This window comes from Novosphingobium sp. 18050 (assembly GCF_902706195.1).
Lineage (GTDB): Bacteria > Pseudomonadota > Alphaproteobacteria > Sphingomonadales > Sphingomonadaceae > Novosphingobium.
The window spans coordinates 1-12,072 of the sequence record NZ_CACSJO010000013.1; the positions used below are offsets into that span (position 1 = coordinate 1).

11 protein-coding genes, 1 tRNA gene and 1 pseudogene are annotated in these 12,072 nt (G+C 64.3%); 10 read left to right on the forward strand and 3 right to left on the reverse strand.

Annotation, left to right across the window (positions count from 1 at the left end):
- Nucleotides 1-77: 77 nt before the first annotated feature.
- A tRNA-Met gene (locus tag GVL61_RS13655) sits at nucleotides 78-154 on the forward strand.
- A gap of 152 nt (nucleotides 155-306) precedes the next feature.
- Here the strand turns inward: GVL61_RS13655 and GVL61_RS13660 are convergent.
- A pseudogene (locus GVL61_RS13660) lies at nucleotides 307-1,247 on the reverse strand (IS3 family transposase).
- A gap of 170 nt (nucleotides 1,248-1,417) precedes the next feature.
- Nucleotides 1,418-2,731 carry an MFS transporter gene (locus GVL61_RS13665; RefSeq protein WP_159980951.1) on the reverse strand — a complete coding sequence of 438 codons (1,314 nt, stop codon included), beginning with the start codon at nucleotides 2,729-2,731 and terminating at the stop codon, nucleotides 1,418-1,420.
- Nucleotides 2,732-3,025: 294 nt separating this feature from the next.
- On the opposite strand from GVL61_RS13665, the gene cyoA reads away from it, so the two are divergent.
- From cyoA to GVL61_RS13710, 9 genes are all read left to right on the forward strand, one after another.
- Nucleotides 3,026-4,273: a ubiquinol oxidase subunit II gene (cyoA, locus tag GVL61_RS13670; protein WP_235037698.1), complete on the forward strand. Its 1,248-nt coding sequence runs from the start codon at nucleotides 3,026-3,028 to the stop codon at nucleotides 4,271-4,273.
- A 7-nt stretch (nucleotides 4,274-4,280) separates the two neighbouring features.
- Nucleotides 4,281-6,293: a cytochrome o ubiquinol oxidase subunit I gene (gene cyoB, locus GVL61_RS13675; protein ID WP_200844714.1), complete on the forward strand. Its 2,013-nt coding sequence runs from the start codon at nucleotides 4,281-4,283 to the stop codon at nucleotides 6,291-6,293.
- Nucleotides 6,294-6,297: 4 nt separating this feature from the next.
- The gene (cyoC, locus tag GVL61_RS13680; protein WP_159980955.1) at nucleotides 6,298-6,942 is read left to right on the forward strand and encodes a cytochrome o ubiquinol oxidase subunit III; all 645 of its coding nucleotides are present in this window, start codon (nucleotides 6,298-6,300) and stop codon (nucleotides 6,940-6,942) included.
- Complete coding sequence (cyoD, locus tag GVL61_RS13685) at nucleotides 6,942-7,331, forward strand: cytochrome o ubiquinol oxidase subunit IV (protein WP_159980957.1); 390 nt, start codon at nucleotides 6,942-6,944, stop codon at nucleotides 7,329-7,331. Before cyoC ends, cyoD begins: the two co-directional genes overlap by 1 nt.
- Before the next feature lie 68 nt (nucleotides 7,332-7,399).
- The gene (locus tag GVL61_RS13690; protein WP_159980959.1) at nucleotides 7,400-8,056 is read left to right on the forward strand and encodes an SURF1 family protein; all 657 of its coding nucleotides are present in this window, start codon (nucleotides 7,400-7,402) and stop codon (nucleotides 8,054-8,056) included.
- Nucleotides 8,053-9,405, forward strand: coding sequence for an ATP-binding protein (locus GVL61_RS13695; protein WP_235037689.1), 1,353 nt, complete (start codon nucleotides 8,053-8,055; stop codon nucleotides 9,403-9,405). The genes GVL61_RS13690 and GVL61_RS13695 overlap by 4 nt, the downstream gene beginning before the upstream one ends.
- Nucleotides 9,402-9,986 carry a response regulator transcription factor gene (locus GVL61_RS13700; RefSeq protein ID WP_235037690.1) on the forward strand — a complete coding sequence of 195 codons (585 nt, stop codon included), beginning with the start codon at nucleotides 9,402-9,404 and terminating at the stop codon, nucleotides 9,984-9,986. The genes GVL61_RS13695 and GVL61_RS13700 overlap by 4 nt, the downstream gene beginning before the upstream one ends.
- A 96-nt stretch (nucleotides 9,987-10,082) precedes the next feature.
- Entirely contained in the window at nucleotides 10,083-10,775 is a 693-nt protein-coding gene (locus GVL61_RS13705) for a Crp/Fnr family transcriptional regulator (RefSeq protein ID WP_159980963.1), read from the forward strand.
- 34 nt (nucleotides 10,776-10,809) lie between these two features.
- A complete protein-coding gene (locus GVL61_RS13710; RefSeq protein WP_235037691.1) occupies nucleotides 10,810-11,256 on the forward strand; it encodes a GtrA family protein in 447 nt (148 codons plus the stop codon).
- A 37-nt stretch (nucleotides 11,257-11,293) separates the two neighbouring features.
- On the opposite strand, the gene GVL61_RS13715 is transcribed toward GVL61_RS13710, so the two are convergent.
- A complete protein-coding gene (locus GVL61_RS13715; protein ID WP_159980965.1) occupies nucleotides 11,294-11,992 on the reverse strand; it encodes an OmpW family protein in 699 nt (232 codons plus the stop codon).
- Nucleotides 11,993-12,072 lie beyond the last annotated feature (80 nt).

Genomic DNA, 12,072 nt, shown 5'->3' on the forward strand with positions numbered 1-12,072 from the left:
AAAAACCCATCACAATGACAACAAACAAGAGGGCCCATGCGGCCCTCTTCGCGTTCCTGCAGAACGCGCAAGATTGACGCGGGGTGGAGCAGCCCGGTAGCTCGTCAGGCTCATAACCTGAAGGTCGTAGGTTCAAATCCTACCCCCGCAACCATCTTAAATTGCAAGTCAGTACCGGTCGTTGCAGACCGCCCGGAACCCGCCCTGGAGGCGGGTTTTTTTGCGTTCCTGCGCAATCGACAGAATGCCTGCCAGATCACCGCGGACTGAACCGCGCCGGGTCTACCGGAGGCGTTGGGTTGTGAGTCATGCTGCCATATCGCTGTTGTCTGCGGCAGCATAAAATTGGTCTTCGGCTTCGGCAGGCGGAATGTTGCCGATGGGCTCCAGCAGCCGACGATGGTTGAACCAGTCGACCCACTGCAGCGTGGCGTACTCGACGGCTTCGAAGCTGCGCCAGGGTCCGCGGCGGTGGATCACTTCGACTTTGTAGAGTCCGTTGATCGTCTCGGCCAAAGCGTTGTCGTAGCTGTCGCCGACACTGACGGCTCGATGCCGGCCTCGGGCAGGCGCTCGGTTTACTTGATAGACACGTATTGCGCCCCACGGTCGCTATGATGGATCAGGCCGCCCCGATGGCTCGGACAGCGATCGTGGAGCGCTTGTTCCAAGGCATTGATGCGAAGCTGGCATGCGCCGTCTTGCTGGCCCGCCAGCCTACGATCCGCCGAGCATAGGTATCTATGACGAAGGCGACGTATACGAACCCCGCCCAGGTCGCGACGTAGGTGAAGTCTGAGACCCACAGCATGTTCGACGCTGACGCGTAGAACTGGCGGCTGACGTGATCGAGCGGGCACGGCGCGGCCTTGTCGCTGATCGTGGTGCGCACCGCGCTTGCCACGGATCACGCCTGCCAAGTCCATCTCGCGCATCAGTCGCGCAACCGTACAACGAGCGACGGGCACGCCTTCTCGTATCATCTGACGCCGAACCTTGCGCACGCCGTAGACCGCGAAGTTCTCAGCGAACACGCGCGCGATCTCGGGTTTGAGAGCAACATCGTGCCGTACCCGCGCCGACAGGCGTGTCGAATCTTGTCGCAGCGCCCCGCGCTCGTGGTAGGTGGATGGGGCGATCGACACCAGCGCTGCCTATCGCGAGGGATGATCCCGCTCGTCGCCGAAAACCATCCGTACCGCGCGTTCGCGAACTTCCGGCGCAAACTTGTTCGTCGTCTTGATCATACAGGCTCCACCTTCTCAGGCGTTGGAGCCTCTGGCAAACCCGGCGCGGTTCAATCGCCTGGTCCGTTGATCGGCTTTAGGATGGCTACCTAAGGCAAACCTGATATTGATATAAAAAAAGGCCGCAGCCCTTATCGGGGTGCGGCCTTTTTTGGTGTTGGGGCTGGGCCTTAGCGGCTTGCCAGTTCCTTGTTGAACCACAGGGCCGCCAGCGTCGCGAGGGCGCCGGAGAGCAGGTAGCCGCCCGAAGCGATTAGGCCGAAGTTCACGGAGAGCAGCAGCGCCGCCAGCGGAGCGAAGCCGGCGCCGAAGAGCCACGCAAGGTCGCTGGTGAGCGCCGAGCCGGTGTAGCGGTGCTCAGTTGCGAATGCCGAGGAGACGACGCCTGAGGACTGGCCGAAGGCGAGGCCCAGCAGGATGAAGCCCGAGATCATGAACACGATCTCGCCGGCCGTGCCGCCGTCGAGCAGCTGGGGAGCGAAGCCGCTGAACACCGCAATGCCAACGGCGCAGGCCCCAAGCAGGGTACGGCGGCCGTAGCGGTCTGCCAGACGGCCCGAAAAGATCATGGCGACGACGCCGAAGGCAGCGGCCAGGGCTTCGATCAGGAGGAAGCCGGTGGGGGCTTCACGCGTGAAGAGGAAGACCCAGGAGAGCGGGAACACGGTGACCATGTGAAACAGCGCGAAGCTGGCGAGCGGCGCGAAAGCGCCGATCACGATCGTGCGCCATTCACGCGTCACGGTGCCGACGACACTGACGGGCTGGAGGTCACGGCTTTCGAACAGGCTCTGGAATTCTTCGGTCACCACGATGCGCAGGCGGGCGAAGAGCGCCACGACGTTGATCGCGAAAGCCACGAAGAACGGATAGCGCCAGCCCCAGTCGAGGAAGTCGGCCGCGGGCAGGGTGGTGATCATGAACGCGAAGAGCAGGCTGGCAACGATCAGGCCGAACGGCGCGCCGAGCTGCGGGATCATCGCGTACCAACCGCGGCGGTTTTCCGGGGCGTTGAGGGCCAGCAGCGATGCCAGGCCGTCCCAGGTGCCGCCCAGCGCGAAACCCTGGCCCAGACGCAGCAGCGCGAGCAGCCAGACCGAGGTCATCCCGGCGGTTTCATAGGAAGGCAGGAAGGCGATGGCTGCCGTCGAGCCGCCCAGGCCGAACAGGGCGATCGTCAGCTTGACGCCGCGCCCGTACGCGCGGTCGATTGCCATGAACACGAGGCTGCCGATCGGGCGGGCCAGGAATGCCAGCGAGAAGACGGCGAAGGAATAGAGCGTGCCGGTAAGCGGATCGACGAAAGGGAAAAACAGCTTCGGGAACACCAGCACCGAGGCGATGGCATAAACGAAGAAGTCGAAGAACTCCGAGGTGCGCCCGATGATCACGCCGATCGCGATCTCTCCGGGAGAGATCGTGTGGTGCGGCTTGAACGTCGGCAGGCCGAGTTCCTCGCGGGTCGGGGTGTTTGTGCTGCTCATCTGGCGTTTCGCGGCCTTTGTCTGGTATCAAGGTATACACGGGCGCGTAGAAGAACTCCACACGCTACGCGAATCGGCCGGGCGCAAAAGGCGACCGGCTCCACATGAGCGGCCCTATCGTCATTGCAGGGCCATAAGGGGATTGGACAAAATGTCCTATGTTCGCATCCGCAGCACGAGCCTAGGCGCAGCGCCATGCATCCGCCCGAGCCACGTCTGAACCCGCCCGGCCGTCTATTCGGCCCGAGTCGTTTCCTCAACCAGCGCACCGTCGCCGCCCTCGGGCTGGCCGGGATGCTGACCGCCGCACTTTCCGGCTGCAACACGGTCGTGCTCGACCCGGCAGGCGACGTGGCGCGGCAGCAGGGCGATCTCGTTATCGTCTCCGTGCTGCTCATGCTGCTGATCGTGATTCCGGTCATGGCGGCCGTGGTGATCTTCGCCTGGCGTTACCGCGCGTCTAACAAGGACGCCAAGTACGAGCCCGACTGGGATCACTCGACCCAGCTGGAGCTGCTGATCTGGACCGCGCCCCTGCTGATCATCATCTGCCTTGGCGCAGTGACCTGGACCAGCACCCACCTGCTTGACCCCTACCGGACCATCGGACGGATCGATCACGAGACGCCCGTTGCTGCAAATGCGAAGCCGCTTGAGGTTCAGGTGGTCGCGCTCGACTGGAAGTGGCTGTTCATCTATCCCGAGCAGGGAATCGCCACGGTCAACGAGCTGGTGGTGCCCGCAGGGCGTCCGCTGCAGTTCAAGATCACCTCGTCCAGCGTGATGAATTCGTTCTACGTGCCCGCCATGGCCGGCCAGATCTACGCGATGCCGGGCATGGAAACGCGCCTGCACGCGGTGATGAACGAGACCGGCAAGTTTGAGGGTTTCTCGGCCAACTACTCGGGCGCGGGCTTCTCGAACATGCGTTTCGCCACGCATTCGGTCGATGAAGCGGGCTTTGCCAAGTGGGTCGGCGAAGTGAAGGCCAGCGGCAAACAGGCCAACACCGGCCAGACCGCCGACGCCCCGCTTCCCGAGGCACCCGCGGCCCCGCCGCTGGGCGGCAACCTCGACCGCGCGGCCTACCTCGAACTTGAAAAGCCGAGCGAGAAGGTCCCCGTGATCCGCTTCGCTACCGTCGCCCCCGACCTCTACGGCGCGATCGTCGATATGTGCGTCGAGCCGGGCAAGATGTGCTCGAGCGAGATGATGGCGATCGACGCGCACGGCGGCCTGGGCAAGGCCGGCATCCGCAACGTCTCGATGCTCGAATACGACAAGAACGGCCGCCAGGCCGGGACCGATGCCACCGCAAGCCCCGACGCTGCTGTCCGCAAGGAACTGGCGTGGGTGCGCGCGCTGTGCCGTCAGATCCCCGGCTCGGCGCCGGACGGCACCATCAAGGCGCCGACCGACATGCGCTCGCTTAACGGCGCAGGCCTTGCTGCGCCGCAATCGATCGGGCTGGGTCAGCAAGAGGCGCTTGCGCCCGATGCTGCCGCCAGGCCCGCTCACGTTTCCCTGAATTCCCGGAACTGATAGTATCATGGCAATCGAAGCCGTAGATCATTCCCACTGGAGTCCCTTGCTGGGACGCCTGTGGCTGGATGCCCTCCCGCAGGAACCGATCGTGCTGGCGACCTTCGTGGTCGTCGCGCTGGGCGGCGTGGCCCTCGTGGCCGCGCTCACCTACTTCAAACTCTGGGGGTATCTCTGGAAGGAGTGGTTCACCAGCGTCGACCACAAGAAGATCGGCGTCATGTACATGGTGCTGGGCCTCATCATGCTCCTGCGCGGCTTTGCCGACGCGGTCATGATGCGTATCCAGCAGTCGATCGCCTTCAACGGCAACGAGGGCTACCTCAACGCCCATCACTACGACCAGATCTTCACCGCCCACGGCGTGATCATGATCTTCTTCGTGGCGATGCCCTTCGTGACCGGCCTGATGAACTACATCGTGCCGCTGCAGATCGGCGCGCGTGACGTCAGCTTCCCGTTCCTGAACAACTTCAGCTTCTGGATGACCACCGCAGGCGCGGTTCTGGTCATGATGTCGCTGTTCATCGGCGAGTTCGCACAGACCGGGTGGCTGGCCTATCCGCCGCTCTCGAACCTGGCGTACAGTCCGTGGGTCGGTGTCGACTACTATATCTGGGCCTTGCAGATCGCGGGCGTGGGTACATTGCTATCGGGCGTCAACCTGATCGCGACCATCGTCAAGATGCGCGCGCCGGGCATGACCATGATGCGCATGCCGATCTTCACCTGGACTTCGCTTTGCACCAACATCCTGATCGTCGCGGCCTTCCCGGTCCTGACGGCAGTGATGTCGATGCTCTCGCTCGACCGCTACCTGGGCTTCAACTTCTTCTCGAACGACTTCGGCGGCTCGCCGATGATGTACGTCAACCTGATCTGGATCTGGGGTCACCCTGAGGTCTACATTCTGATCCTGCCGCTGTTCGGCGTGTTCTCGGAAGTGACCGCGACCTTCTGCGGCAAGCGCCTGTTCGGCTACTCGTCGATGGTCTACGCCACGCTGGTCATCACCATCCTGTCGTACCTCGTCTGGCTGCACCACTTCTTCACGATGGGTTCGGGCGCGAGCGTCAACTCGTTCTTCGGCATCACCACCATGGTGATCTCGATCCCGACCGGCGCGAAGCTGTTCAACTGGCTGTTCACGATGTACCGCGCGCGCATCCGTTATGAACTGCCGATGATGTGGACGGTCGCCTTCATGCTGACCTTCACCATCGGCGGCATGACCGGCGTGATGCTCGCCATCCCGCCCGCCGACTTCGTCCTGCACAACTCGCTGTTCCTGATCGCCCACTTCCACAACGTCATCATCGGCGGCGTGCTGTTCGGCATCTTCGCGGCGATCAACTTCTGGTGGCCCAAGGCCTTCGGCTTCAAGCTCAACCAGTTCTGGGGCAAGGTCAGCTTCTGGCTCTGGGTTCCGGGCTTCTGGGTGGCCTTCACGCCGCTCTACATCCTGGGCTTCATGGGCGTGACCCGCCGCATGCGGGTGTTCGACGATCCGAGCATCCAGATCTGGTTCGTCATCGCGGCCTTTGGTGTGGTGATGATCGCGGGCGGCATCGGCGCCATGCTGGTCCAGTTCGCGGTATCGATCTGGAAGCGTGAGGAACTGAAGGACGAGACGGGCGATCCGTGGAACGGTCGTACCCTGGAATGGGCGACCTCCTCGCCCCCGCCGGAGTACAACTTCGCCTTCACGCCGATCGTCCACGACATCGACGCGTGGGAAGACATGAAGCGCTGCGGCGTGGAACGTCCGACCACCGGCTTCCGTCCGATCCACATGCCCAAGGGCACCGGCACCGGCATCATCCTTGCCGGCCTGTCGACGGCGCTCGGCTTCGCGATGATCTGGTACATCTGGTGGCTGGCGGCCGTGTCCTTCGTGGGCATCCTCGGCTACTCGATCTTCCATACCTTCAACTACAAGCGGGACTACCACATCCCCGTCGAGACGGTCGAAGCGACCGAGGCGGCACGCACCCGCCAGCTCGCCGCTGCGGGAGCCTGATGTCATGACCGCTACAACCGTAAATCCGACCCACGACCTGTCGCAGGCGCAGCTCCAGGCTGCGTTCTACGACCTCGACGAGCACGACCATCCCGAAGGCGGCAGCACCATGCTGGGCTTCTGGATGTACCTGATGAGCGATTGCCTCATCTTCGCGATGCTCTTTGCCGCATACGGCGTGCTCGGTGGCAACTTTGCCGCCGGGCCGGGGCCGAAGGACCTGTTCGAGCTGCCGCTCGTCGCGCTCAACACCGCGATGCTGCTGTTCTCGTCGATCACCTACGGCTTCGCCATGCTGGCGATGGAAAAGGGTAGCAAGGGCGCCGTGCAGCTGTGGCTGCTGGTTACCGCCGCGTTCGGCATCGCGTTCCTCGCGATCGAGATGTACGAATTCTACCACCTCATCCATGAGGGCGCGACGCCGATGCGCTCGGGCTTCCTCACCGCGTTCTTCTCGCTGGTGGGTACCCACGGCCTTCACGTCACCTTCGGCCTGATCTGGCTGTTCACGCTGGTCGTGCAGGTCGGCACGAAGGGTCTGATCCCGGCCAACCGCCGCCGCCTGATGTGCCTGTCGCTGTTCTGGCACTTCCTCGACGTCATCTGGATCGGCGTCTTCACCTTCGTCTATCTGATGGGAATGCTCTGATGGGCACCGAACACGCGCACTCCAACCCCAACGCCCCCGACCACCATGACGAGCATGGCGGAAGCCATGGCTCGATGCGCGAATACGTCGTGGGCTTCCTGCTGTCGGTCGTGCTCACCGCGATCCCGTTCTGGCTGGTGATGACGGGTGCGATCCCCGACAAGCAGACCACCGCGCTGGTGATCATGGCCTTCGCCCTGGTGCAGATCGTGGTTCACATGATCTACTTCCTGCACATGAACACCAAGTCGGAGAACGGCTGGACGGTGATGGCGCTGATCTTCACGATCGTCGTCCTCGTCATCACGCTCTCCGGTTCGCTCTGGGTGATGTACCACCTGAACCACAACATGATGCCGATGAGCCATGACATGAGTCAGGTACCCTGACCCTGTCCGGCTCCCCGGATCGGACAAGCGGAACGCGGCGGCCTTACGGGCTCGCCGCGTTTCTGCTGATGGCCCTTGCCGTTTTCGCGACCCTTGGCGTGTGGCAGGTGCAGCGTATGCAGTGGAAGCACGCGCTGATCGCGCGCGTCGACGCCCGCGTCCATGCGGCCCCCGTGGACCTTCCGGCCGACGCGGGCGCCCGCGATCTGGAATATCTTCGCGTAAAGCTCTCCGGCGTATATCAGGGTTCCGCGACCGCGCTGGTGCGGGCCGCCACGGACCTTGGGACCGGGTACTGGACGATGACGCCGCTGCGGATGGACGATGGCCGGCAGGTATGGATCAACCGCGGCTTCGTGCCGGAGGGAACTCCGCGCGCCGTTGCCGCCGCCTCCACCCCCGAGGGCCGGGTAACGGTGGCCGGCCTGCTGCGCCTAAATGAGCCCAAGGGCAGCGTGCTCCAGGCCAACCGGCCGCAGGACGACCGCTGGTATTCGCGCGATGTCGCAGGCCTTGCCGCAGCGCGGAAACTGGGGGCTGTCGTGCCCGCCTTCGTCGACGTGCAGGTGGAGCAGGCCGCGCAGATCCCGCCCTCGCCGGTAAAGCCGGTTTCGGGCCTTACCCAGATTCACTTCCCCGACAACCACCTCACTTACGCGCTGACATGGTTCGCGCTCACGGCGCTCTCGGCGTTCGGCCTGGTCTACATCTGGCGCCGCGCGTGATCGAGCCGCTGCTGGCGTTGTTCGCCCCGCCTGAAATAGGGCCGGGCGCGGCGACCAGTACGCCCAGCCGCTCCAGCGTCATCCTGTTGACGCAGCTGCGCTGGATTGCGGTGTTCGGGCAACTGGCGGCGATCGTCGTCGTCTCGCAGGCGCTGAAGGTCCGGCTGCCGCTGGCCCCGCTGCTGCTGGCGCCGCTGCTGCTGATCCTCGTCAACCTGGCGGTCACGGGTGTGCTCAAGCGGCGCACGGCGTTCTCGCAGCGGGAGTTGTTTTCGGCGCTGATGATCGACGTCGTCGCGCTGTGCTGGCAGCTCTATTATTCCGGCGGGGCGACGAACCCCTTCACCTTCCTGTTCCTGCTCCAGATCGTGATCGGCGCGATCATCCTGGATGCGCGCTGGAGCTGGCTGGTCGCGCTCAACGCCTGCCTGTGCATGGCGCTGCTGACGTTCGTATACGTCCCGCTAAGCCTGCCGTTCCCTTATGCGGCGGATCATTTTCACCTCTACATCTACGGCAGCCTGTTCTGCTTCGTGCTGGCGGCGGTGCTGCTGATCGTCTTCGTGGTCCGGCTCGACCACTCCCGGCGCGAGAACGACGCCAGCCTCGCGTCGCTGCGCCAGCAGGCGGCGGAGGAGGACCACATCATCCGCATGGGTCTGCTGGCTTCGGGCGCCGCGCATGAATTGGGCACGCCGCTGTCGTCGATTTCGGTGATCCTGGGCGACTGGAGCCGCGAGCCGCTGATCGCCGGCGATCCCGACATGGCCGCCGACCTCGCCGACGTGCGGCGCGAACTGGCGCGCTGCAAGACCATCGTCTCGGGCATCCTGATGTCGGCGGGCGAAGTGCGCGGTATCGACCCGGCGGTGACCGGGGTGCGCGCCTTCATCGAGGACATTGCCGAGGAATGGCGCGCGCGCTTTGCGGGCGAACTGCGCCTCGTCGACCGGATCGCCGGGGAAGTGCCGATCATCGCCGATCCCGGCCTGCGTCAGATCATCGGCAACGTCATCGACAATGCCGCCGAAGTTTCGCCCGAACTCGTGGTGATCGAGGCCTGGCTGAATCATGAGACGGAAAGCCCCAGCCTGGTCCTCACCGTCAGCGACCGCGGGCCGGGCTTCTCGCCCGAGATGCTGGGGCGCATCGGTCAGCCCTACGCCTCAACCAAGGGGCGTGACGGGGGCGGGCTGGGCCTGTTCCTGGTGGTCAATGTGATCCGCAAGCTGGGCGGCTCGGTCTTCGTCGAAAATCGGCGCGACGGCGGTGCCAGCGTGCAACTGGCGATCCCGCTTGCTACACTGGCACTGGACAGCGCGCAGCCGGAGCCGGACAAGGGGGCATGACCGAGGTTCCTCCCCCCGCTGTTCCTCCTCTCGCAGCGCCCGCCGATGCTTCGGGCAGCGGCGCCAGCCTGCTGATCGTCGAGGACGACCCTACTTTCGCGCGGACCCTGCGCCGCTCGTTCGAACGCCGGGGTTACCGCGTGGCCTCCGCCGCCAGCCCGGACGAGGCCGAGGCCCTGTTCCTGGCCGAGGATTTCGAATTCGCGGTGGTCGATCTCAAGCTGGGTTCCGGTTCGGGCCTTGCGGTGGTGGAGGCGCTCCATGCCCATGCACCGCAGACCCGCATCGTCGTGCTGACCGGCTATGCGAGCATCGCAACCGCCGTCGAGGCGATCAAGCTTGGCGCGGCGCACTACCTCGCCAAGCCTTCGAACACGGACGATATCGAGGCCGCTTTCGGCAATCTGCGCGGCGATGCCAGCATCCCGGTGGAAGGGCGCAAAAGCTCGATCAAGACGCTGGAGTGGGAATATATCCACCAGACCCTCGTCGAGTGCGAATTCAACATTTCGGAAACCGCGCGGCGGCTTGGGCTCCACCGCCGCACTCTGGCGCGTAAGCTGGAGAAGCGGCAGCTTTGACGGGGGCCTGGCGTGTCGAAGCGGCCCACGCATGGTTCCCTGTCCGCCCCCCATGGGCTATGCGATCGATGAGAAGCGACCCGGTGATGCTTGATAATGGCCAATTGTGATCTTTGCGTCGTCCGTAACCGGGCGATCTGTTCCGCGCTCGATGCGAAGGAACTCGAGGCGCTGAACGCCATCGGGCGGACCCGTGTCCTGACGGCGGGCGAATCGATCATCTGGGAGGGCGAGGATTCGGTCCTCGTCGCCAATGTCATCGACGGCGTGCTGAAACTTTCCACCAATACCGAGGACGGGCGCGAGCAGATCGTCGGCGTGGTCTACCCATCCGACTTCATCGGCCGGCCTTTCGGCGGCACCACCGGGCACGGCGTCACCGCGCTGGTCGATTCGCAGGTCTGCGTGTTCTCGCGCCGCGATTTCGACGCTTTTGCACGGACGCATCCGGCGCTGGAGCACAAGCTGCTCGAACGCACGCTGGGCGAACTGGACCGCACCCGGCGCTGGATGCTGCTGCTCGGCCGCAAGTCGGCGGCGGAAAAGATGGCGAGCTTCCTGGTCGAGATGGTCGAACGGCTCGGCTGGCGGACCCAGTTGGACAAGCCCGGTCAGCGCCTGCTGAGCCTGCCGTTCTCGCGCCAGCAGATTGCCGACGTGCTGGGCCTGACGATCGAGACCGTCAGCCGCCAGTTCACCCGCCTCAAGAACGAAGGCGTTATCGATCTGCCCTCGCGCCGGGATGTCACGATCGTCGACTACGAAGCGCTGGTCGCCGAAGCGGGGTAACGTTCCGGCGCGTCTTTTTGCAGTGCGGGAAACAATGTCCGCGCGCGGTGTTTGCGAGGACATGTTGGTTGTCTCTTCCCATCCGGGCCTGTTCAGCCGCCACGGTGCGGTGCTGTTCCTGCGTAACGCGCTGGTTTCCAGCCTGTGCTTCGCGATCGACATGGCGCTGATCTGGGTGATGGTGTCGCGCGCGGGGCTCGACAAGTTCGTGGCGGTGACATTGGGCTTCCTTGTCGCCAATGCGGTTAACTATGTGCTGGCGCGGCTCTGGGTGTTCAGGGACAGCGAGCGCGGGCTGTTCACCGGATACATCTATTTCCTGGGCAATGCGCTGGTGGGGCTGGCGATCATCCTTGCGGGCTTCGCGCTCCTGACCGGGCCGCTGGATACGCATTATCTGGTGGCCCGCGTGATCGTCTCGATGTGCGCGGGGACGATCGTGTTCATCCTCAACGCAACGCTGAATTTCCACGAGGTTTAGGAAACCTGTCCTCCCCGATACGGGGAGGACAAAGGCCTCAGAACCTGTACGAAAGGCCCGCGCTGATCACCCAGGGGTCGAGATCGTGCTTGGTCTCCAGCACTTTCGCGCCATCGGCGTAGAAGCTGGCGGTGGGCTTGATGAAGTACTTCTTGGCATCCAGCGAAACGCCGTAGCCGCTGCGCCCGAGCGCGATGTCGACACCGCCCTGCAGCGCTACGCCCAGCGAATTCGACATCTTCACCTTGTCCACGCCCAGCGCCTGCGCGGTCGCGCCGGGCTTTTCGTCGAAGACGAGGAACAGCGCCGGACCCGCGCCGACATAGGGCTTGATCGGACCGCCGGTGTCGAGGTGGAACTTGGCCGTCAGCGTGGCGGGCAGGATCAGAACATGGTCGACGAGCCGCGTACCGGCCAGGTCCGCCGCGCCGCTGACATGGTGCTGGGTGAAGCAGCAGATCGTCTCCACCGATACGGCCCTGCTGAAGAAGTACTCCACCGCGAGAGTGGGCACGACATTGTCGTTGGCCTTGGCGTCGACGTCGCTCACGCCCATTCCGGTCAGCGTAGTGGCCAGCCCTGCATCGATCGACTTGATCTTGTCGACGCCGCCATCGGGCAGCACGCCGGTTGCCAGCACCTTCACCTGGAGCTTGCCCTCGGGGCTGCCGGCCAGCGCCGGGCTGGAGAACGCAGTCGCAGCCGTTAACGCGGCGAGCAGGGTGGTCTTGCGCATAATCGCTCTCTTTTTTCCGAAAGCCGCCGGGGCCGCACCACGCGTATCCCCCCTCTGAGCGGCACCCCCGCAATGCGCCC

Coding starts and splice junctions, on each gene's coding strand:
- GVL61_RS13665 (WP_159980951.1), bottom strand. CDS start 2,731: ATGAGCAGCACAAACACCCCGACCCGCGAGGAACTCGGCCTGCCGACG.
- cyoA (WP_235037698.1), top strand. CDS start 3,026: ATGCTGACCGCCGCACTTTCCGGCTGCAACACGGTCGTGCTCGACCCG.
- cyoB (WP_200844714.1), top strand. CDS start 4,281: ATGGCAATCGAAGCCGTAGATCATTCCCACTGGAGTCCCTTGCTGGGA.
- cyoC (WP_159980955.1), top strand. CDS start 6,298: ATGACCGCTACAACCGTAAATCCGACCCACGACCTGTCGCAGGCGCAG.
- cyoD (WP_159980957.1), top strand. CDS start 6,942: ATGGGCACCGAACACGCGCACTCCAACCCCAACGCCCCCGACCACCAT.
- GVL61_RS13690 (WP_159980959.1), top strand. CDS start 7,400: ATGGCCCTTGCCGTTTTCGCGACCCTTGGCGTGTGGCAGGTGCAGCGT.
- GVL61_RS13700 (WP_235037690.1), top strand. CDS start 9,402: ATGACCGAGGTTCCTCCCCCCGCTGTTCCTCCTCTCGCAGCGCCCGCC.
- GVL61_RS13705 (WP_159980963.1), top strand. CDS start 10,083: ATGGCCAATTGTGATCTTTGCGTCGTCCGTAACCGGGCGATCTGTTCC.
- GVL61_RS13710 (WP_235037691.1), top strand. CDS start 10,810: ATGTCCGCGCGCGGTGTTTGCGAGGACATGTTGGTTGTCTCTTCCCAT.
- GVL61_RS13715 (WP_159980965.1), bottom strand. CDS start 11,992: ATGCGCAAGACCACCCTGCTCGCCGCGTTAACGGCTGCGACTGCGTTC.